Below are 21715 nucleotides of genomic sequence, written 5' to 3'. Positions count from 1 at the left end.
CGAAAGGTTTTTTTTGAGATGTTGCCAGGGGCTGTTGCATAATCATAAATTGATTTTGTCCCACGAAATTTTATTTGTCACTGTATGGGCTGACCTGTGTGTCTGCCCGAATCATCATAAATTTTGTGTGGTTTGGATACACACATAGGTGCATCCGTACAGCTCACGAAATAAAATTTTGCACTAAATGCAGAGCGCTGAGTTGTGTGACAGCCCCCCGATAGATTTTTTTAAGGTGTTATCACAAGAGGGACTCTTGCGAAAGGTTTTTATAAGGTGTTATCACGAGAGAGACTCTCGCGAAAGGTTTTTATAAGGTGTTTTCACGAGAGGGATTCTCGCGAAAGGTTTTTTAAGGTGTTATCACAAGAGGGACTCTTGCGATAGCTTAAATGGTGTCTTTTGTTTGGTGCAGGGCATGTCCTTCGCCAACGAAAAAAACCCTCTCCTGAAAAACAGAAGAGGGTAAAGGTATATTTTTGTCGCTTAAAGATTAAGCGTCTTTCTTCGTACGACGAGTTGTTGCGCGACGAGTAGTGCGTTTTGGTTTTTCTTCTTCCACAACAGGGATATCTGTTACCGAAGCCAAAATACGTCCACAGTGCTCACAAACAATCAATTTCTTGCGATCACGAATATCAGCCTGACGTTGTGGAGGAACCACAGCGAAACAGCCACCACAAGCATCACGCTCAACAGCAACTACGGCAAGACCATTACGAGCGTTCAAACGAATACGATCATAAGATTTTCCAAGGCGTTCTTCAACCTGAGCAAAGGCAGCATCACGTTCTTTAGCCAAACGCTCTTGTTCCTCTTTACTTTCAGCAAGAATCTCTTCCAATTCTTTTTTCTTCGAAGTCAAATCCTTCTCGCGCTCTGATTTGTGAGCAGCAGTTTCATCGATACGGCTTTTCATCGTCTCGATGGTTTGGTTTGCTTCGCGCGTTCTTTTTTCAGAAATCTGGATCTCCAATTCTTGAAGCTCGATTTCTTTAGTTATCGCATCGTACTCACGGTTGTTTCGAACATTCATCTGCTGATCTTTGTATTTCAAGATCAATGCTTCTGAGTCCTTGATTGCTTGGCGGTAATTACTGATTTTTTGGTCAGTATCATCGATGTCCGCTTGCAATTTATTTATACGAGTTTCGTATCCAACAATTTCGTCCTCAAGATCAGCTACCTCTTCAGGCAAAGCACCCAAGATTTTCTTGATTTCCTGAATTTTAGAATCAATGTTCTGAAGCTGGATAAGCCCCTCTAATTTTTGTGCTACCGTTTTTTCCATGAATTTTATATATAGCTTACAGGATTTGTATTTACCTGAGATACATGAACTGCAATATTAACAAAATTTTTCTTTAATAACTCAACAAAAAGTGCTTTTGTGTGCACCTCGCTCTCGTAATGTCCGATATCTGCAATGGTAATTCGATTTTCCGCATCAAAAAACTCATGATACTTGAAATCGCCCGTGATAAACAGGTCGGCTTTGGCGCCGATGGCATTGCGAAGCAGAAAGCTTCCCGACCCTCCGCAGATGGCGACCTTCTTTACGGGACGGTCCAAAAGGGCGGTGTGTTTGATCACGCCCAAATCAAAATCCTGTTTAATCTTCAGCAGATATTCGCGCATATTAATAGGTTCAGGAAGCGTGCCAACCATGCCTGAACCGATGTGGTGGTTGGTGTTTTCGAGCGCATGTAAATAATAGGCAACCTCCTCATAAGGATGCGCCTGTTGCAAAGCACCCAATACCCGACCCTTAAGGTGGGCATCAAAAATCACTTCCACCCGCACTTCTTTGACTTTCTCCAAACCACCACCCGCTTTGCCGATGGTCGGGTTGGCATTTTCCGAAGGCTGAAAATAACCGTCGCCCAATTGTCGGAAACTGCAGTTTTTGTATTCGCCGATCTGTCCAGCGCCCGCCTTGTGCATCGCTTCCATGACCGCCTCTTCCTGCTCTTCGGGAATGAAGGTGGTCAGCTTGATCAGGTTGCCCGATTTTGGCGCAAGGATTTTCAGGTTCTCCAAGCCCAGTTTTTCAGCAAACATACGGTTGACGCCCGCTTTTACATTGTCCAGATTGGTGTGTGCAGCATAAATGGCGATGTCATTTTTAATCGCCTTGATGACCGTGCGCTGAATATAGTTGGCGCCCGTGAAGCGCTTCAAGCCCCCGAAAACAATCGGGTGGTGGGCAATGACCATATTACAGTTGTTGGCAATGGCTTCGTCGATGACCGCCTCGGTGCTGTCCAAGCAAACCAAAACGCCCGTAACCTCCAAGGAGGCATCCCCGACGATCAGGCCAGCGTTGTCATAAGATTCCTGAAAAGGCAGAGGCGCAAACTCCTCTATCGCGCGGATGATTTCCGATATTTTAGGCATGTGCAATTCTCGGGTTCAAAATGGTAAATCCAAACCGCCCAAAGGCGATTTACCAAGCAAGATATCACCTTGACGATAGATTACATAAAGTTTGGTGGGTTTTTTTTGAAAGGGTAGGGGGCAGCCAAAAAAAAACTGGTCTTAGGGTTTTTTCTAAGACCAGTTTTCATAAATAAATTCAAGTGCATTTGAAGATTACCATAAAGTAATGCGTATCGCTATTTGTTTAAATTATCCGATTTGATTTCCACTTTTTCAATACCATTCAATAATTCTTCATCTAAGTTTACAGTTCCCTCTGTTTCAATATATAATCGTTTTAAAGCAGGGAATTGGCTAAGATCAATATTAATTATAACATTTGATGGGGGTATTTTTAAATTCAGCTCCTTAACTTTTTGATGATCCCCATATTGACCATTTCCATCGTTCAGATTGAATATTGCTTGATTGGCACTTTGCTCCAAATAAACGTTATCAGTTAGTATCCTAAATGTTTCGCCATAAAAGGCTATATTCAATTCGTTTTCTGGTAAAATTAAAGTTTGAGGGCTAAGTGTCATGCCTCGTGTTGAAATACCATTAAGTGCATTTTTTGATATTTGAATAGAATCCACCCAACATCCCTCTCTTCTATAATTCAACGAACCATGACCAAAAGAAATCTTAGAGTTCAATTTACTAAATTCATCTCCTAACTCAAGATATGAATAGCAGCCAATCCCTAACACCAAAGAATCAGAGTGTGAATTAAACATAGGTACTAAATCACCTAAATTTGACCGATGAATTTCATAATCAACATTTTTTCCTTTCTCTCTTCCAAATATACTTTGAGTGATATATATAATTACCCCAACAATTCAGACAGCAAGTTAAAATAATATACTAACTTGTAAATCAATGAAAAGCAGAAGAAAATTTAGCCCCAAGTTTAAAGCCAAGGTAGCACTTGAAGCGATCAAAGAACAACAAAGCACAGCGGAACTTTGTCAGAAATATGAAATCAGTCCTGCACAGATTGGCCAATGGAAACAACTTTTTTTGGAGAATGCATCGAGTGTTTTTGAAAAAGGGAGTAAGGCTATCAAGCAGGAATCTGATCATGAAGGAGCGTTAAATAAATTATACTCTAAAATAGGACAACTTCAAGTTGAGAATGATTTTTTAAAAAAGGCCTCATCGAAGTAAAGAGCGTTACCGAAAGACAGGTGATGGTCGATGAGGAACATGCTGATTTAAGCATTAGACGTCAATGTGAGCTTCTCCAAATTTCTCGTTCGGGCTGGTATTACAAGCCAAAAGGGGAAAGTGAATTGAATCTTGAATTGATGCGTGTAATTGACAAAGAATACCTTGAGCATCCTTTTCGAGGGGTACCTTCTATGACTTCGTTTTTGATTAATGATTGCGGTTATCCGATCAATAAGAAGCGAATTGAACGTCTGTACAAAGTCATGGGGCTTCGTTCTCTTCTTCCTGGTCCGCACACTTCAAAACCTTCACCTGAAAATAAAATATACCCCTATTTACTTAGAAACCTTGAAATAACCCATTCAAATCAAGTTTGGGAGACGGATATCAGCTATGTTCCTATTGCAAAAGGGTTCATGTATCTGATGGCTGTGATTGATGTCCACTCTCGATATATTGTAGGCTGGTCACTCTCAAACACCATGTCAGCAGAGTGGTGCCGCAATACAATTCAAGAATGTATTAACAACCATGGCGCTCCTGAAATTGTCAATACAGACCAAGGGAGTCAATTTACGAGTGATCTCTTTACGGGCTATCTCTTAGGCCAAGGAGTAACTATTAGCATGGATGGAAAAGGTCGAGCAACCGACAATATTTACATTGAACGATTTTGGCGAACGGTCAAATATGAAGATATTTATTTGAATGAGTATCGCGATGGATTAAAGCTGCAGATAGGACTTATCGAATATATGAACTTTTACAATAACGAAAGAAGGCATAGCTCAATCGATGAGAAAAGGCCCTGCGATCTTTACCAATCCAAGCCGCACTCAACAACATCAGAAGCAAAAGTAAGCGCTTCCTTAGAATCAGTCAAGGGCGGGTAAATGCTCCTGCCGCAGGCGCAACACAGGAGCACCCTTGACAAGATTCACTGAAGCACTTGATAACTCGCTCAGATGTTTTGAGTTCAAGGGAAAATAATTTAAATAGCAGAGATTGCTGTCTGAAGATTGGGGGAAATTATAATACTTGCATGCTAAACTTAATTCCAATGCTTGTTGAATTAGATTTATTTGAGATTTTACGCTATGGACACCATTGAGAAATGATTGAAAGTGGACATATGTAAGTATATATTCATCTTCATAATTAAAAGGCTTTGGCAATCCTCTTTTTGTTTCGGAAACCCAAGCACGTTTCGCTCTTAACTCCAAATAAACTTCATTTAATGGGTTTTGAACTTCCAGATACTGATTAACTTCAAGCATTAACTTATCATTCCCCTCAACATTTGTTGGATAAATCGCCCCAACCCTTTTTTCATCCATCATGGCCTCTAAGCCAAAAGAAGAATTACTCAAGTTAATCTCCAAAGCATCAGTTTTCAAGACCACAAATTCATCAGTAGGTAACGCCAAATCAGCAATGTTCTGCGCAGAAAGGTCAATCGTAGCGATATATCCTAAAGAGCTTCCTTCAGGTAATGCCTCATTACTCACCGCATTATCATTGGTATAAAAAGTCAATACCTCTTCGGCGTTGGCGTTTACCTCATTGAAATCCAAATACTCTTGAAAACGGCTGATTTCAGTCAGGGAGATTTCATAAATAGGGTTACCTTCAAAATTCAATTCGATACCGTCTATGCTGCCTTTTAGTGTTTGGAAATGATGAAACTGAAGGTCATTATTGGCTAAATTCAGCTTGGTTAAATAAGGAAACTCAAAAATCGCACTATCCAAATCTACCTTATCCATCCCCGACAAATCAAGTTCACTCACAAAACCCTCAGCATTTTTCACTACTCTTTCCGAATCTGCACTTACCCCTAATTTCTCCAAGGTCTCCAATTCAATGTCTTGCTCGTAAGGTGGGTTCCCTGAAACCAACACCTCTACCTTTGGGAATTTGGTCTTCACGGTATTGATCACCTCCATGTCGAGTTGGTTATCTCGCAGATCAATGGTTTTTTGGATACGGATGGTATATAGGCGCTCATCCATGGACGTCAAATCCAAAGCCGAGAAATCCACGGACTGGATATTGGTTTCTTTGGTGGTCATGCGGGCATCTACCTTCTCTGCCGAAACACCATAACTTTTGAAAATAGCCTGCAGGGTTTCCATTTCGGTATTGAACTGCTGTTGGGCTGGGGAGATTTCATCGCCTTTTTTACAGGAAGAAAGGAGCATCATAAGGACAGCAACAAGCAAGGTTGCTTTGGTGAAATAGGTAGATGTTGAGCGCATAGTGGCGGTTAGTATATTAATCAATAGGTTAAAATTATTAAGAATGTCTGCCCCTCGTCTCTCCTTTATGTATTCTTAAAAAATGATTATTTGACCCAAAAATAGTTGTTTTTATCGAATGGATGGTGATTTTTGGATTTTTTTGTTGGGAAATGGGTTGGAAATATGATTGGTGTGTCCTTTAATTATTGCATGATTTTAGATTGTCCACAGATGCGCTCAAGGATACAGAATTTTTTATGTTGTTCAGGGCTTATTTTTGAGCTTTAAATTTAATTCTTCAAAAACAGCGTTCGAGCCTATAAAATCATTATTTTTGAACGAATTTTGTTGACTGGAAAATGCGTTTATCTCAAATTATACTAATGCCCTTTGCGGGCTTGTACGGAAGCGTTACTCGTTTGCGTAATCACCTTTTCGATATCAATTACACAAAATCTTTCAACTTTGATGTCATGACCATCAATGTGGGGAATTTGTCGGTGGGTGGTACAGGGAAAAGCCCGATGATTGAATACCTGATCCGATTATTGAAAGATCAGGAAAAAGTGGCTACGCTAAGCCGTGGTTATGGCCGGAAAACCCGTGGCTACCGCTGTGCGGCGGCGGAGGATGATGCGACAACCCTCGGGGATGAACCCTTTCAGTTTCAGTTAAAATACGGTAAGGAGGTGATGGTGAATGTTGGCGAAGAGCGTGCCCTGGCCATTCCTGAGATTATTCAGCGCCGTGAGGATATCAGTGCCGTGCTTTTGGATGATGCCTTCCAGCACCGCTATGTTCGGCCTGACCTCAATATTATGCTCACGCCTTATGATGCGCCTTTTTTCGACGATTTTATACTGCCCGCTGGCCGATTGCGGGAAAGTAGAAAGGGGGCTGAGCGTGCAGATATTATTATTGTAACCAAATGCCCTGAGCAGATCAGCGAACAGGTGTACCGTGATAACATTGCCGAATACGCTCCTGATGTTCCCGTTTTTTTTACCAAAATAGGTTACGGCGCTCCCCTGCCAATGGGGTCGGCCAATGAGGCAAAGGGGAAGGCTTATGCTTTCTCTGCCATCGCGAAGGCGGCGCCCTTCAAGGCATATGTTGATCAGGCTTTTGGATTGCTGGGGCATCAGTCTTTTCGGGATCATCATCATTATCATGAACAGGATTTGAACACCCTCAAGGCTGATTTTGAAAAAAGTGGTGCCGAGGTTTTAATCACCACGGAAAAGGATGCGGTGAAATTACGTGGATCTGAATTTGATTCATGGCGGAATGCGTTACCTTTGTTTTATATTCCGATTACGGTGGAATTTTTAAAGGATCGGCAGACCTTTGATGAAATAGTTAAAAAAGCGATTGAAAATAAGAAGATCAAATAGCGTGAAGGTTAAATTTCTTTTGACTGCCCTTTTTGTAATGGGGTTAATAAGCATTTCTGATGCGCAAATCCTAAATGACTCAACCAAGGTTTTGTATGGTACCAATTCTATCCGATACCAAACTTTGGATCAATTTAAGGAAGGCAATACCGAGTATCATAAAATTGACTCTGTTCTGGTGGGCTTAACAAAGTTTTACCCAGTAGAAAGGGAAGGGTATCAGTATCAGGATTTGGGAAATCCTGGTTCGGCGATGTTCAGTATTTTCCCCAAATTACCTGAAACTTCTGGTGTACGTACAGGAATGGGTGCCTATGATTACTATTATAAGCGGCCCAAGGAGACCCCATTGTTTCAGACGCTTTCTCCGTACTCGAGCATTACCGCAATTTTTGGCGGTGGAGGCCGCGGGGTTGTGGATTTCACTTTTACACGAAATATCAAGCCGAACTGGAATATCGGCTTTGAATATAACCGTTTAGTGGTTGAGCGTGCGTTTAACCGTGTTGGTCGTGGAGATAATGGGCAGGATATTAATGATGTGCGCCTGTGGACGAACTATATTTCGGATAATGGAAAGTTTAAAAACGCGACACAGTTTGTGTTTTTTAATGCCAAAGGAGCGGAATCTGGCGGGGTGGTGGTTGATTTGAACAACCCGAACTATTTTGAATATGAGTTATCGAGTGTGCTGAGTAAAAAAGCGGTTTCTAAAGATGGCCGTATGAATTTTCACACTTTCAATAATTATCAGCTCGATGAAAAATTTCAGCTGTTTCAGGAGTTGGACATCCTTGCGCAGAATAATCGCTTTGAACATGCAGAGGCAGGTCAGGAGCCTGCTTATGCCGAAAGCATTTTGATTGATCCTGATGCTACGGCAGACCACTCTAAATTCAATTTTGTTACGAACACCTTGGGGATTAAAGGAACTTACCGTGGATTCTTTTATTCTGCCTACCTGAAAAACCGATACAGCAATTACAGTAGCAGGTACTTAGGTCCTGTGGCCTCGAATTTCGAAAATTTTGTTGGTGGAACCATCAAGATGAAGTTCGATTCTCTTCATTATATTAATATCGCTGGGGAAGTTAATGAGGAGTTTAACCATAAGTTGGTCGGCGATTATACCAATAAGTATTTTAATGTAAAGTATACCCGTATGCAATTTGCACCAGGTTATACAGAGCAGCGTTATCTCTCCAATCATGCAGACTGGACCAACGATTTTAAATCTACTCAGGTCGATCAGATAGAAGCGAAAATCACCCTTAATTTATTCAGGAACAGGTTGTATCTGGCGCCTAAAGTCAATGTGACCAATTATGTGAATAAGATTTATTATGATTATGCCGACCGAGGCAATGAGTTGCCGATCAATGAAACCAACCCCTGGGTGGGGGTGGCTTCGCCGAAGCAAAGCGGTGATGCCGTTCAGGTGGCTTCAGCAGGTTGGGACATGAAAATCAATTTCTGGAAAAATTTTTATTTTGAAAACAGCGTATTGGCTTCAGCGGTAAACGGTGGAGGCGAGGATATAATCCGTATTCCTGCCCTGTGGACGAACTCATCGTTGTACTTTAATAAGGTTTTTCCGAACCGCCTCGAAGTGTTGTTGGGGGTAGATTTGAACTACACCACTGCTTATAAAGGCATGATGTATGACCCGACAATTCAGCAGTTTTATTTGCAAGACGGTTACGAAACCTTCGGTCAGCCAATTGTTGACCTCAATGTTGAGATGAAAATTACCCGTTTCCGCCTTTTCGTTAAGCTGAGAAATATTGCCGCCCAGGATGGTGATGGTTATTTTATGACGCCATTTTACCCGGGCTATAAAAATACTTTCGATTTGGGAATTGTATGGCAATTCTTCGACAATAAATAATCGGTTGGGGTAGGGGAGCCACCCATAAATAACGTGCACTTTTCTTGCAGCCCCTCTTCAGAAATAAAGAATAAAAACTGATTTTGGATTTGCAATAGGCAATATCCGATGGACGAAATAGAAAAATCTGTGGGTATCGGAGTAATCTGAATACAATATAAATGGTGCAATCATTGGGTGTCGTAACAGCAGTCAATCCCCCCGATGTAATATATGGCAAAAAGCCGCTTTGTGAACTTTTCATAAAGCGGCTTTTTTAAGCCTGTTGGGGTGAAATTGGAGGAGGTTATGATTTTTGCAGATGTAAGATAAATCAGTCATTTGACAAGGGGATTTTTGAACTTGCCAGATCAACAGGGCGTGGGTATGAACGCCATTATTCGCCCGATCAATTTCTTTGGCTTTGAGGTTAAAAAAATCATGGAATTATGACATCTATAATCATAATTACCGTTGTTTCAAATACCGTTAAGGGTGTTTTTTTGTGGTTTGTAACTGCCACCCACACCTTTATGGATAGAAAATATTGATGATTAATCGTATGAACAATTCCTTTGAGCAGCCTTTAAATTTCCAACATATCCTGACCCACCTGAAAGATTTTTCTCATTCTTTGGAGCTGTCGAATTTTATCGTGCAAGCTGTGGAACGGAAAAATACCTGCCTGTTATGGGACATGAATAAGGGCGAGGTGCTGGGGCTCGATGGTTTATCGAGATATTTTCCCTTACCCAAAGAAGTGGAGCGCCCCTGTGATGCCAATATTTTTTTATCGCTTTTCCGAAATGAAGATCAATGGATGATCGCTCAGTTTTTACAGGATAATAATAATGAGCAGGGATCGACCAACATGATGTGTTGCCTTAGTCAGGGGCAGGAAGAGGTTTATTTCCGAATTTTTCTTCAATGGTTTCCTGAGATTGAAATTTTAGGCTTTGAGTTTAAAATGACCTCTGCGCACCCTTTTCAACTTAAAGATCAGCAAAAAGATGAGCGTGCTTTATTGCTTCATAAGAAATTGTCTTTGGAGATTTGCAGTGAAATCAAAGTTGGCGGGTTTTGGTTGCAGGTGGGGGAGGAATTAGGCTGGTGTTCGCCCACGGTATATACGATCCTCGGTTTGGACGATCGGAGTGTGGCGCCAACAGTACAGAATTTCATGGAGTATCTTCATCCGCGATTTCGGCAGACGCTAAGTACCAAGTTTTTATCGCTTGAACATGGTAAGTTTTATCATTTTGAAATACAGTTGCGCCACAAGGTGTATGGTTACCGATGGGTGGCTTTTGGAGTGAAGAGAGAGAAGGTGGGGCAGGAAACTTATTTGATTGGTTATTTCAAGGATATTCACGAGGAGCACAGCAAAAAGGCACTGGCCGATCAGCAGGAGCATCAGTTGAGTACCACCAAACAGCGAATCTACGAACTGAAAGATTCCCTTTCTGAAATGAAATACCGCCTGAGTAATCGGGAGCAGGAACTCGATCAGCTTATTTATCGCATTGCTCATAATTTGCGTGCGCCCGTCGCGACTCAAAAAGGGCTGATTTCCATACTGAAACTGGGCGTGAGCCCGCAGGAGTTGACCGACCTGATGGAGCGAATGGAGAATAATGCAGAACAGATGGATCAGTTTATCTTTCAGATCATGCAGTATTTGAACATGACCAAGGATAATCAGCGATTTGTTCGGCAAATAGATGTTCGCCAAATGGTGATGGATATTTTGAATAAGGTGCATGAATCGCACCTTTACCCCTTAGTGAAAATCAGTCGGGTTACGGGGAATTTCCCTTTGCCGATTTTTGTAGGTAATGAAGCGAAAGTGGCGGTTATTTTTGAAAACCTGATAGCCAATGCCTTTAAATTTGCGGATGTGCTTGGGGATTCGCAGTCCGTTACGGTGCACCTTGATATTAGCGAAAAAGGACTTTCTGCCAAGGTGATTGATAATGGGCAAGGGATTCACAGAAATGAAATTCCCAATATTTTCACCATGTTTTACAGGGGGCTTCAGCCTAAAATTTCCAATGGTTTGGGCTTATTTGTCGTGAAAAATGCGGTGGAGGATTTAGGGGGATGGGTGAGTGTGGAGAGTGAGCTTAAAGTGGGCTCAACATTTTCCATCTTTATTCCTCAGAAAAAAGTGCAGTCGCTGTAATTTTACTGATGCAGGAGCAATAAAAAAGGCCTTTCTCTAAGAGTGGCCTTTTTGCATTTTTTATTATTAATGTTGATTTCTTACACATTAACATCTTCCTGATTTGATGTGCGCTCTACTTGCTGTGCAGGCTTTTCTTTTTTGACCTTGGAGTAGGTAGGGCAAGTGTATTGCGTACAAGCACCCATACTGCTAAGCACCAAAACCAATGCGAATAACTTTAATTTCATCTCGAAGCTTTTAAAAGGTTATGTTGTATAGTTTAAAAACAATATATTCAAAATATCTCACAATATATGTAAAAACCATTGTTTACACAAAGGTTTAGCCAATCATTAGATTACAACCCCGAATATCGGAATTGTCGAGCCTGCCCAAAACCTCAAATCGGCCATCAGGATGCAGGCGTCCCAAATCTTCGGTGGCTATAAATGAACAGGAATGTACATTGCCCAGGTCGATGACATTAATGACGCCAGTCTTGTTACGCACTTCCCTTGACAGCGGGTCATTGGTTTCCCTCAAGCTGATGCGCATACTGTGATGTGCCTCAAAGAGCGATTTGCCCTTGGAATACGCTTGCGAGAGTAATTCCGTCATGCCATATTCTGAGTGTACTTCATTTAAGTTCAGGCGGTTTTGTAAAAAGGTGTGAACTTCCTCCCTTAACATTTCTTTTCGCCGTCCTTTCATACCTCCAGTCTCCATAACAATAACATCCGACAGGTCGGCCTGATGTGCGTCAGCAAGATCAAGCAGCCCAAATGTTACCCCAATAAGGACAGATTTCTTACCTGATTTTCTCACCTGATCGATGCTGCTCAACAGCGATTCATGATCGTTCAAAAAGAAACCAGATTCGGCATGTCGCCCTTTCTTGATAAACTGATCCACCATCCTGACCAGCGATGAGGTTGTGCGCTCCAGGTAGGAGGGGAGCAAGCCGAGGAACACATAATCTTCTACGGCGCCATAATGTGTTTCAAATATTTTGGCCGCAAGCTGATCGTAAAAGCCAAGATCTTCGATAAAGTGCTTGCTCGTGGCCATTCCTGTTGTGCCACTACTTTCGAAGGTGTCCTGAATCTGCCATTGGCCGCTCACGATTTGCTGACTTTTAAAGAAGGAAATCGGCAAATATGGAATTTGATCGACGGAAGTGATCGCCTGGGCATCGAGGCCAAGCAAATCAATCCATTGTTTATATATAGGGTTGTTGACGGCCTGATACCTGAAGACATCCAGCGCTAACTGGTCGAAGGTCTCTGGTGTGACGGTCAGCACCCGTTGTTTTAATTTTTGCATTAACGGTCGCTAAACACTTGGTTTAATGCGCAAAGGTAGCCAATGCGCTGTTTGGAGCAAAAGAAATTAATGATTCTCAAAGGGAATTTTTATTATTTAGAACAATCTTCTGATATTTGCGGTCTAATTGTTCCAGCGTCAGTTGGAAAATGAACCATGATGTATTGACTATGAATCAATCTTTGATAAAAAAATATAACGTCCCAGCACCTCGGTACACTTCGTATCCTACGGTACCATTCTGGGAAGAAAATAACCCTTCCGTTGAGCGTTGGATTCAGGCGGTACAACATACTTTCGACAAAACCAATGATCAGCAGGGCATTAGCGTGTATGTTCATCTTCCGTTTTGTGAAAAACTGTGTACCTATTGTGGTTGCAATAAAAGGATCACCAAAAATCATAAAGTAGAGGATCCTTATTTGGAGGCTGTTTTGCAAGAGTGGCAATTCTATCTGTCGAAGCTTTCTGCCAAACCAGTCCTTCGGGAAATCCATGTTGGCGGTGGTACGCCTACTTTTTTCTCGCCAGAAAACCTCAAACACCTTTTTACAAGTATTTTTGATACGGTCATTATCCCTGAAGAACACGATTACAGTTTTGAAGGCCACCCGAATAATACCACTGAAGCACACCTGCAGGTGATGGCAGAGATGGGTTTCAACAGGGTAAGTTACGGTGTGCAGGATTTTGACCTGAAAGTTCAGACGACCATCAACCGTATTCAGCCATTGCAAAAAGTGGTGGATGCCACCAACTTTGCACGTAAGCATGGTTACCGATCGGTGAATTTTGATTTGGTGTATGGCTTGCCTTTTCAGACGGTAGAGATTATTCAGGATACCCTGCAAAAGATCGATCATCTTCGCCCTGACCGAATCGCCTTTTATTCTTATGCGCATGTGCCGTGGACAGCCAAAGGGCAACGGGCGTATGACGAAAATGACCTCCCTTCTGATGAGGAAAAACGAGCGCTGTATGAAGCAGGAAAAGCAGGCTTGTTGGCCATGGGCTATCACGATATCGGGATGGATCATTTTGCTTTAGAAGAGGATGGACTGTATCAGGCGTTTATAGAAGATCGTTTGCACCGTAACTTTATGGGCTACACCACCAATCAGACGGAGTTGATGATTGGGTTGGGATGCTCTTCAATTTCTGATGCAGGAACAGCTTTTGCGCAAACGGAAAAAAAGGTGGAAGATTACCAAAAGGGAATTTTGGAAGGCTCTTTAAATTTGATAAAAGGACACTTCCTCACCGATGAAGATTTGGTATTGCGAAAAGCACTTTTGGAACTGATCTGTAATAATGCCTTGGTGCTAACTGAGGAAATCAAAGCCACTTTCGACCAGGCAGCCAAAGATCAGCTTGCTGTATTTGAGGCGGAAGGAATCATTGAGCTTCGTCCTGATCATTTACAGGTTACAGCGGGAGGACTTGCCTTTATCCGAAACGTTTGTATGGTGTTCGATGCCCGCCTGCGAGCACGGAAATCAGCCAATAATCAGCAATTATTCAGTAAGTCGATATAAATTGATAGCATAAAATAGGGAAAGCCACAGGTGAAAATCTGTGGCTTTTTTTGTACCAGAGATTTTCCTTTCTATAGAGGGTTTGTTGGATAACTCGCATTGTAGTTTATATCACCAAGTAATATTTCGTTTTGGTAGGGTCAGACCCAATGTTTGACCGAAACAGTCATTGTAACGCTATTTTCGGGCGAATACGTGGGTTCGCCCGTAATGTCATTAAGTTAAGCACCTTACCCCGTAGAGACGTTATTTTTAACGTCTAACACAACGCTGATTTCTCTTGGATTAATTCAAATGGTTACGTGAGACATAATGAATTATGCCTTTACATGCATTTCAAATTTGCACCTGAGTCAGCCCAAAATCCTTAACTTAATGACAGTGGGTTCGCCCGTACCAAACAGAATAAAATTTTGTAGGGCAATTTTAAATTACGGTTATGCAACAGCCCCTTGGCGATAGCAGAGCATATAGCCCTAAACATTTCAGGTGACTATTCCCAAATCCGTGATCTCTCCTCAGGAAACTGCCACGTGAAGAATGATTTTCTAAATGGTTGATTTGTTTTGATTGCCTTTAATTATAATTATATTAATGAAAATTATTTTTTATTGATGTAGACTTGGTGGAGTTGTGGAGATGAGGCAGTGAGTCTATTTCATAGTTATTAGTAATTATGCACCACCCAATACTCCTGATTTTATTTTTGCTTTCATTCAATCTTACTTTCGCTCAAAAAGGAAAGGTTATTCAAGAAAAGGCTACTTTATTTCAACTCGAAGGCGACACAGATACGATCGAATTCATTGTTGTTGATACCATTCTGGATAAGAAAAAGCCCATATTTTTGTGGTGTCAAGGTTCATTACCTCAACCCTTGTTTGGTGAAATGCTTGGGCGAGAGAATGAATGGAAATATTATTTTCAAGGGGGTGGAATCGCTAATTTTGACTATGCAAAAATCGTAGAAGATTATCATTTGGTGGTGATATCCATGCCCCATACACCTGTGGTTGTTTCCAGAGCAAACTTGAATCAGCAGTTCTTATATGTGCCTGATCCAAATAAGCCAAGTGCACTTTCGGAGCAGTTTATTGAAGCCGATTACCTCGATAACTATGTAAGCAGGGGGAATAAAGTCCTTGAGTTTTTAGCCACTAAAGATTGGGTGGAAACCAGCGGATTGATTGTCGCGGGTATGTCACAAGGATCCAAAGTAGCAACCAAGATTGCGGTGAATAATCCTATGGTAACCCATTTGGGTTTATTCAGTCCCAACCCCTTCGGAAGAGTTGATCAATTCATACGCCAAGCACGACTCGATGCTCAATTGGGGAAGATTAGCTGGGAAAAGGCGGATACTTTAATGCAACTTCAGTACGATTATTTCAAAATAGCTCACAACCCTGATTCACTTAAAGCTTATCCAAGATTAGAGGGGTGGAAATCATTCTCTGAACCACTTTATGATGATTGGCTTTCATTAGATATCCCAATTTATCTTGCTTACGGAACTGAGGATCGAACTTCCGATTTATGCGATATTGTTCCACTTTTCTTTATTAGTGTTAATAAAAGTAATTTAACCCTAAAAAGATATTTACATTTAGAACACAACTTCTTTGAAGTTGGCGAAAATGGGAGACCAAACTATGAAAAAGCGAATTGGGACAAGGTAATGCTTGGATTCGTCGAATGGATAAACCATGTGGCTAATAAACTATAAGACCAATTTTGCGTCCAAAAACCTATTTCATAATTGGGGTGAATGAATACCTTAATGAAAATTATTTTTTATTGATGTAGACTTGGTGGAGTTGTGGGGATGAAGTAGTCTATATCGGAGTCAGTGTATAATGAGATGAAATACAAACTTTTTGCAATTATTGTTCTTGGGCTTACAATTAGCTGTTCTACAACCAAAACTTCAGTGATTGTGGCAGATAGCTATGACAAATCTACGAACATCACAACATTGTCCCTTCTGCCCTATGGGAGCATTGAGATACCAGGGCAATGGACTAAAACCAGATACAATGAAGTTAGTCGACAACACTTCTTCGTTGATAAAGACTCGACTTCTATTGCTATTACCAAAAACCCTCAAGAGAAATACCCTTTCTACCATGATTCAATAAGCGATAAAGAATTTGCGATGAAGTTTTTTGAATGGGAGAAAGACTTTTATGAAAAACATGGATATGAAATTCAAGAGAGTTCCAAAAGTAACAACTTCGTCATTTGGACTGCCAGTGGAAACAACGCCAATACCATTTTTCTTTATGGAGCCAAAAATAAATACGCATACAATTTTTCAGTATTCTCGGATAATTGGGCAGAAGAAGAAAGAGTGAATTTTTTGAAGAATATATTTGAAATAAATTGAAATACGTGGGCCAATACCGAATAAGCCCAATGCATAAATTCATTTATTGTTTGGAAGGGTGATTCCCAAATCAATTTTAAAAATTGAACAAAGACAGCACTCAATAATTAGCTTCCCTTTTTCTTTCAAGGAAATCAGAGATAGAAATGAAGAATGAAATATTAAACTGGCTGAAAAATATTGAAAAGCAACACGGGACGCCTCCTGATGCAGTGATTGCGTTCAATTTGGGATTAATGGAAAGAGAAGAGGGGTACATGATGTATTTTGTTGGTGCATTTGAATATACCGAGGAAGATGATGATTGGGCGTGCGTTGAACCTCCAACAAAACTATACAGATATTTACAACTACCAAAAAAAGTCCAAAACGAGTCTTGGGAAACGATTCTCAGTTGAGTGAAGAATAATAAGAAAAATGTTTTGTCCATGGGTTTATGCGACGCTATTTGCCTGTGTAATCATCGAATTAAAACAAACCACCACACAAAAATGACCATATTCAAAACAGACCGATTGGAAATCAAGGAAATGAAAGAGGCAGACCTACCGTTCTTTATTGAATTGATGTCCGCTCCAGAGATTATCGATCCCATTCCCGCACCCAAAAGGACGGAAGAAGAAATTATAGCATTGTTCAACGGATTTATTGATTACCCAACCAATCCGCTGATAAAAGAAAAGATCATTTGGGGTATTCATGAAAAGGGTAAAGATGAAATGATTGGCCTTTGTGGTTTTCTGACGAATGATGAAGACCAACGGGAGATTGGTTATCGTTTCAGAAAAAAATATTGGGGTGTTGGATATGCTACCGAGGTAACTAAAAATCTAATTGCCTACTGTTTCAACGATTTGGAACTATCGACGCTCACCGCAGATGTGAATACAGAAAATCTCAAGTCTGTAAAAGTGTTGGAGAAGTTCTTCAAGCCTGTTAGAGAATTCTATAATGAACGTGATCAATCCTTGGACAGGAGGTATATCCTTGAAAAGGCAGATTGGTTAAAGCAGTGAGAAGAAATGGTCTAAAAACCGATATTTTCTAAATTGCCGATTTGTTCTGATTGCCTGTAATTATAATTATCTTAATGGGAATTGTTTTAGAACATATCATTGTATTGGGGTATGCCCAAGGTTTTGTTATGTGATTTTGTCAGATCAACTTATCAAGCATAGAGTTGAATGAAATTTAATCCTACAGTTCACACTTCCATGTCCTGAGTGAATTAGTTTTACAATTATGAGATATTTATTGATAGATGAAGTTATAGCTCAGCTGAATAGAGGAAGACAAGTAGAGCAATATTTGGGTGAGTATTATTCCGATGAATTTAGGTGTCATAGATATTTAACTATTGAGAAGGGTAAAGATGAATATACTGGACTTGTATTTGAAGTTTTCGACGAAAGAAATGAAGGTGTAGAGTCAATTTATCATTTTAGTTCAGTAGAGCCCGATGAAATGTATGGTGTTGAGATTGGCGGGTTTGAAAAGTTAGATGATCTATTAGACGCTTTGAAAGAAAAATTCGAAATACTTGAAAATAAGTTTTTAAACTCAGGTTATTTAGATTCTCAGTTGAGTGAAGAATAATAAGAAAAATGTTTTGTCCATGGGTTTATGCGACGCTATTTGCCTGTGTAATTATCGAATTAAAACAAACCACCACACAAAAATGACCATATTCAAAACAGACCGATTAGAAATCAAGGAAATAAAAGGGGTTGACCTACCGTTCTTCATTGAATTGATGTCCGCTTAGTAGGTTTATATCTTCATAGCAGAGCATTATACAATATGGAACTAAAAATCAAACCAGGGAAGATTCGAGATCCTAAAGAACTTCTTCAAGTTTTAAAAAAAATTAAATACTTGGTTTTAAATGGTGAAGTTCAGTTTGTTCCTTATGGAAGTGAATATTGGGACTTTCATCAAGAAATGATCATAGAGGGGCAGTGGCCAGATTTTTTCTCGAATAGTTATTATGATAAAAGGGATCAAGCGGTATATAACTTGATTTGCAATACTTATCAAGGGAATTGTAGGATTAAAAAAGAAGGAGGTAAAGAAAATTGGATAGCTCGTTTGTTCGGTCTATTTACAAAGAAGACATAAGGATGAAATATCAAAGGACAGAATTTGGGATTACTTTATTTTAGCCTCAATATTTCTTCTTGCTTGGACATTTTTAGGCTATCTGTATAGTAAACAGACCGCAGGGCATTTTTGTATATCTTTGACCAAAAAGGCAAGTTTTTATGATACAATTATTGATCGACAGAATGAGATGAGGAAAGGGATAAAACTGCCGATAAATTAATAGCTTATCAACCTGAAAATATGCTAAGGCACGTTTAGAAGGTTGCCAACCCGTTTTCAGATGCGAAAAGAAAATAAAGCATATATTGAGATTGATAAATCGGGTAAACTCCACCTTAAACCTGAAAAATTACGGTTTACAATGATTTACAGGACAGCGAGTGAGGTCCATTGGGATGATAAAAAGCTGATCCTATATTCGCCCAAAACCGAGAGAGTGGCGTTATTCGGATTGGTACAAGTATATCGTTAATGAGTTAAGGTCAAACTGTTCTGTGCAATTTGAATTGACGGATAACACAAATTGGGTTAATATTCCCACTGATTTAAGGATTGAAATGTTGGCAGTGCAAAATGAATAAGATATCGCTGTGTCTGATGCGCTAATGATAATGGCACAATACCCTCTAATGTTAAATTGCTCATTCCCCAAAACTTGCAATTTCCCAACATCAATCACGACTCTTTGATGAATCTTAATCTATTGACATCAATTCCCTTCTTGAGATGGTTACTCTAAAAAAGGAGGGACGATGCGAGAAGAATTAGTCATGTTACTGGATGAAAATGACCGAAGATTAAGACTGGTCATTAGTGGGGTGGGCACTTTTGCGGTCATTTTACTGACGGTCTTTTTTTTCATGGTGTACGAACAGCATACCCACGCCCCAATTTACGTTACTGCTTTTTGGGTCGTCGTGGCAGGGATTGCTGGCTATTTCACCTGGATATGGTTCCGCATTAAGCACAAGCCCATATATAAGGCCTTGGTGGGTGCTGGTAAGGTGGGGCAGCTTTATTATCATGTCGATTATCAAAAACAAAGAGCCTGGGCCTCTCGATATTTCATCAAGGTGGTATTGGAAAATGGGGAGACGCAATCTTTTTATGTCTCCAAAGCCAGTGGAAAACGCATATTGAAGATCGCCGCAGACCTTTACCCTGAGGTGGTGATCAGCGAGATCTTTGGTCAATGATGAAGCGCAAGCAAACCCTTCGAATTGTAAACCACCGTTCCGTTGTTTAACAGCGTTTTCAGGCACTGTTTGAATTCATCTTCATTTCCCGTGTTCAGGGCAGCATATACTTCCTCAATGGATTTCGGCTTTGCCTTCAGCTGTGAAACGATCAGTACACGCATCGTTTCTTCATTGGACTGATGGAATTTTGCCGATTTCTTATGCTCCAGGCACCGATCACAAACCCCACAAGGTTCACTGTTTTCTTCTCCGAAATACTGAAGCAATACCTGTTGACGGCATTTTACGAGCGGAGATACATAAAGGGCAACCGCATCAAGCTTCTCCTTTTCAGCAGCGGAACGTTCTCTTGCCGTGATCAGGTCAAGCGGAAGCGAAACAGCATCATGTCTGGCCGTGAGGAAAGTGACCTGTGGACTGTCAGATTTCGGCTCATAATCAATGGCTCCCAATTCAGCTAATTGCTGTAAGGTCGAAGCAATAGCGCTTGTAGATTTATGCAGCAGTTTGGCAAGGCGCTTTTCATTGATTTCCACAAACTCACCATAAAGATTGCCGCCATGTTGCCGTAACAACGCTTTGATGACCTCCTCGAAAGCAGGGTTTTTGACCTGCAATTCATAAAGGGCTCCACTGTTCCAGAGGAAAGAAACCTTCGATGGGCGGAAAACATTTTCTGAAAGCTGAATATAGCCCAAAGTCGCAAGCCGCTGAAGTGCGTGATGCGTTGTCAGGGGAGGGAGGTTAAATTTCTTGCTGAAAGCAAATAAATCAAAGGGGTAACTCATCAGCAATGCTGACCCTACGGCAAGGCGGTACTGGTTGGCAAGGGACTGATATACCTGACGGATGAATGCGGGGCTTACCTGCGCATCCTGCCATCTTTTTTGTATTTTTTTTAAATCTGAAGCATGATATAGCGTCAGGGCAAAAGCTTTTTGTTCATCTCTGCCCGCCCGTCCTGCTTCCTGATAGTAAGCCTCAAGGCTGTCGGTTAAATCCAGGTGAATCACCAGCCGCACATCGGGCTTGTCAATACCCATTCCAAAGGCATTGGTCGCCACAATGACCCGTGTTTTATTATCAATCCAGTCCGCTTGTTTTTGCTGCCTTTCCTGAGTATTGAGACCCGCATGATAAAAGTCGGCAACAATTCCCTGCTGACACAGCCATTGGGAGATTTGCTCGCATTTTTGGCGCGAGCGCATATAGACAATCCCCGAGCCCTCAATGTTTTTGAAGGCCTGCAGCATTTTACCGCCCTTGTCATCTACCTCTCGAACGTGGTATGCCAGATTACTGCGGGCAAAAGATTTGGTGTATTTCCGACAGGCAATCATCTCTAATTTCGAAACAATATCTTCCTGCACCTTGGGGGTTGCCGTAGCGGTAACCGCAATAATCGGGCAGCTGGGGAAAAAGGCCCTCAAGGAAGCAATTTGTAAATAGGCGGGCCTGAAATCATAACCCCACTGACTGATACAGTGCGCTTCATCAACCGCAATCAGATTCACGGGCATCTCCTTGACTCGTGCTTGAAATAGGGGCGTTTGAACGCGCTCAGGTGATACATAAAGAAAGGCTGATCCGCCAAATCGGCAATTGTCCAATGTGATGTCAATTTCTCGGCTGCTCATGCCAGAGAAAAGTGCATAAGCCTTGATCCCCCGTTTTTTCAGTTGTGAAACCTGGTCCTGCATGAGGGCAATCAGTGGTGTAATAACGATCGAGATGCCTCCAAGTAAAAGTCCTGGCACCTGAAAACACAACGATTTACCACCACCAGTAGGCATCAGCGCGAGGGTGTCGTGTCCGTCAATAACGGATTGAATAATGTCCTTTTGCAGTGGGCGAAATTTCTTGTAGCCCCAGTACTGCTTTAAAATTTCTTTACTTTTTTCCGCCATGAAGGT

At 41.1% G+C, this 21715-nt stretch carries 21 protein-coding genes; 14 read left to right on the top strand and 7 right to left on the bottom strand.

The annotated features are described in order from the left end of the window. Window positions 1–493: 493 nt before the first annotated feature. The 3 genes from AABK40_RS09025 to AABK40_RS09015 form a co-directional block, all read right to left on the bottom strand. The gene (locus tag AABK40_RS09025) at window positions 494–1291 is read right to left on the bottom strand and encodes a zinc ribbon domain-containing protein (RefSeq protein ID WP_332919000.1); all 798 of its coding nucleotides are present in this window, start codon (window positions 1289–1291) and stop codon (window positions 494–496) included. 5 nt (window positions 1292–1296) lie between these two features. Beyond that, complete coding sequence (locus AABK40_RS09020) at window positions 1297–2397, bottom strand: Nif3-like dinuclear metal center hexameric protein (RefSeq protein ID WP_338396829.1); 1101 nt, start codon at window positions 2395–2397, stop codon at window positions 1297–1299. A gap of 218 nt (window positions 2398–2615) precedes the next feature. After that, entirely contained in the window at window positions 2616–3155 is a 540-nt protein-coding gene (locus AABK40_RS09015) for a hypothetical protein (protein ID WP_338396828.1), read from the bottom strand. Window positions 3156–3300: 145 nt separating this feature from the next. Here AABK40_RS09015 and AABK40_RS09010 point away from each other — a divergent pair, with 145 nt between their 5' ends. Together AABK40_RS09010 and AABK40_RS09005 are read left to right on the top strand one after the other, a co-directional pair. Further along, window positions 3301–3588 (top strand): transposase, encoded by a 288-nt coding sequence (locus AABK40_RS09010; RefSeq protein ID WP_338396827.1) that lies wholly within the window; start codon window positions 3301–3303, stop codon window positions 3586–3588. After that, window positions 3579–4484 carry an IS3 family transposase gene (locus AABK40_RS09005; RefSeq protein WP_338398059.1) on the top strand — a complete coding sequence of 302 codons (906 nt, stop codon included), beginning with the start codon at window positions 3579–3581 and terminating at the stop codon, window positions 4482–4484. Before AABK40_RS09010 ends, AABK40_RS09005 begins: the two co-directional genes overlap by 10 nt. Here the strand turns inward: AABK40_RS09005 and AABK40_RS09000 are convergent. After that, a complete protein-coding gene (locus tag AABK40_RS09000) occupies window positions 4467–5849 on the bottom strand; it encodes a hypothetical protein (protein ID WP_338396826.1) in 1383 nt (460 codons plus the stop codon). The genes AABK40_RS09005 and AABK40_RS09000 overlap by 18 nt on opposite strands. Before the next feature lie 341 nt (window positions 5850–6190). On the opposite strand from AABK40_RS09000, the gene lpxK reads away from it, so the two are divergent. From lpxK to AABK40_RS08985, 3 genes are all read left to right on the top strand, one after another. Next, window positions 6191–7225 (top strand): tetraacyldisaccharide 4'-kinase, encoded by a 1035-nt coding sequence (gene lpxK, locus AABK40_RS08995; protein WP_338396825.1) that lies wholly within the window; start codon window positions 6191–6193, stop codon window positions 7223–7225. Between the two features lie 37 nt (window positions 7226–7262). Then, window positions 7263–9113, top strand: a complete 1851-nt coding sequence (locus AABK40_RS08990) for a putative porin (RefSeq protein WP_338396824.1) — start codon at window positions 7263–7265, stop codon at window positions 9111–9113. A 541-nt stretch (window positions 9114–9654) separates the two neighbouring features. Then, window positions 9655–11274 carry a PAS domain-containing sensor histidine kinase gene (locus AABK40_RS08985; RefSeq protein WP_338396823.1) on the top strand — a complete coding sequence of 540 codons (1620 nt, stop codon included), beginning with the start codon at window positions 9655–9657 and terminating at the stop codon, window positions 11272–11274. An 80-nt stretch (window positions 11275–11354) separates the two neighbouring features. Here AABK40_RS08985 and AABK40_RS08980 read toward each other — a convergent pair whose 3' ends face one another. Continuing rightward, entirely contained in the window at window positions 11355–11504 is a 150-nt protein-coding gene (locus AABK40_RS08980; RefSeq protein ID WP_332919006.1) for a hypothetical protein, read from the bottom strand. Between the two features lie 94 nt (window positions 11505–11598). Next, window positions 11599–12579 (bottom strand): acyl-CoA synthetase family protein, encoded by a 981-nt coding sequence (locus AABK40_RS08975; RefSeq protein ID WP_338396822.1) that lies wholly within the window; start codon window positions 12577–12579, stop codon window positions 11599–11601. Between the two features lie 170 nt (window positions 12580–12749). On the opposite strand from AABK40_RS08975, the gene hemN reads away from it, so the two are divergent. The 9 genes from hemN to AABK40_RS08935 all read left to right on the top strand — a co-directional run bounded on the left by hemN (window position 12750) and on the right by AABK40_RS08935 (window position 19799). Continuing rightward, on the top strand, window positions 12750–14114 hold the full coding sequence (gene hemN, locus AABK40_RS08970) for an oxygen-independent coproporphyrinogen III oxidase (RefSeq protein ID WP_332919008.1): 1365 nt from the start codon (window positions 12750–12752) through the stop codon (window positions 14112–14114). Window positions 14115–14790: 676 nt separating this feature from the next. Further along, window positions 14791–15840 carry a hypothetical protein gene (locus AABK40_RS08965; protein ID WP_338396821.1) on the top strand — a complete coding sequence of 350 codons (1050 nt, stop codon included), beginning with the start codon at window positions 14791–14793 and terminating at the stop codon, window positions 15838–15840. A gap of 135 nt (window positions 15841–15975) precedes the next feature. Then, complete coding sequence (locus AABK40_RS08960) at window positions 15976–16500, top strand: hypothetical protein (protein WP_338396820.1); 525 nt, start codon at window positions 15976–15978, stop codon at window positions 16498–16500. A 146-nt stretch (window positions 16501–16646) separates the two neighbouring features. Continuing rightward, window positions 16647–16898 carry a hypothetical protein gene (locus tag AABK40_RS08955; protein WP_338396819.1) on the top strand — a complete coding sequence of 84 codons (252 nt, stop codon included), beginning with the start codon at window positions 16647–16649 and terminating at the stop codon, window positions 16896–16898. A gap of 93 nt (window positions 16899–16991) precedes the next feature. Further along, a complete protein-coding gene (locus AABK40_RS08950) occupies window positions 16992–17516 on the top strand; it encodes a GNAT family N-acetyltransferase (protein ID WP_338396818.1) in 525 nt (174 codons plus the stop codon). Window positions 17517–17742: 226 nt separating this feature from the next. Beyond that, window positions 17743–18096 (top strand): hypothetical protein, encoded by a 354-nt coding sequence (locus tag AABK40_RS08945; protein ID WP_338396817.1) that lies wholly within the window; start codon window positions 17743–17745, stop codon window positions 18094–18096. 204 nt (window positions 18097–18300) lie between these two features. Further along, on the top strand, window positions 18301–18618 hold the full coding sequence (locus tag AABK40_RS08940; protein ID WP_338396816.1) for a hypothetical protein: 318 nt from the start codon (window positions 18301–18303) through the stop codon (window positions 18616–18618). Window positions 18619–18883: 265 nt separating this feature from the next. Then, window positions 18884–19075 (top strand): hypothetical protein, encoded by a 192-nt coding sequence (locus AABK40_RS23845; protein ID WP_421953287.1) that lies wholly within the window; start codon window positions 18884–18886, stop codon window positions 19073–19075. Window positions 19076–19355: 280 nt separating this feature from the next. After that, window positions 19356–19799, top strand: a complete 444-nt coding sequence (locus tag AABK40_RS08935) for a hypothetical protein (RefSeq protein WP_338396815.1) — start codon at window positions 19356–19358, stop codon at window positions 19797–19799. Here the strand turns inward: AABK40_RS08935 and AABK40_RS08930 are convergent. Further along, window positions 19793–21709 carry a RecQ family ATP-dependent DNA helicase gene (locus tag AABK40_RS08930; RefSeq protein ID WP_338396814.1) on the bottom strand — a complete coding sequence of 639 codons (1917 nt, stop codon included), beginning with the start codon at window positions 21707–21709 and terminating at the stop codon, window positions 19793–19795. The genes AABK40_RS08935 and AABK40_RS08930 overlap by 7 nt on opposite strands. Window positions 21710–21715: the final 6 nt, after the last annotated feature.

This window comes from Persicobacter psychrovividus (genome assembly GCF_036492425.1).
GTDB classification, from domain to species: domain Bacteria; phylum Bacteroidota; class Bacteroidia; order Cytophagales; family Cyclobacteriaceae; genus Persicobacter; species Persicobacter psychrovividus.
The sequence above is the reverse complement of the archived record's forward strand: the minus strand, read 5'-3'. Positions and strand labels throughout refer to the sequence as shown.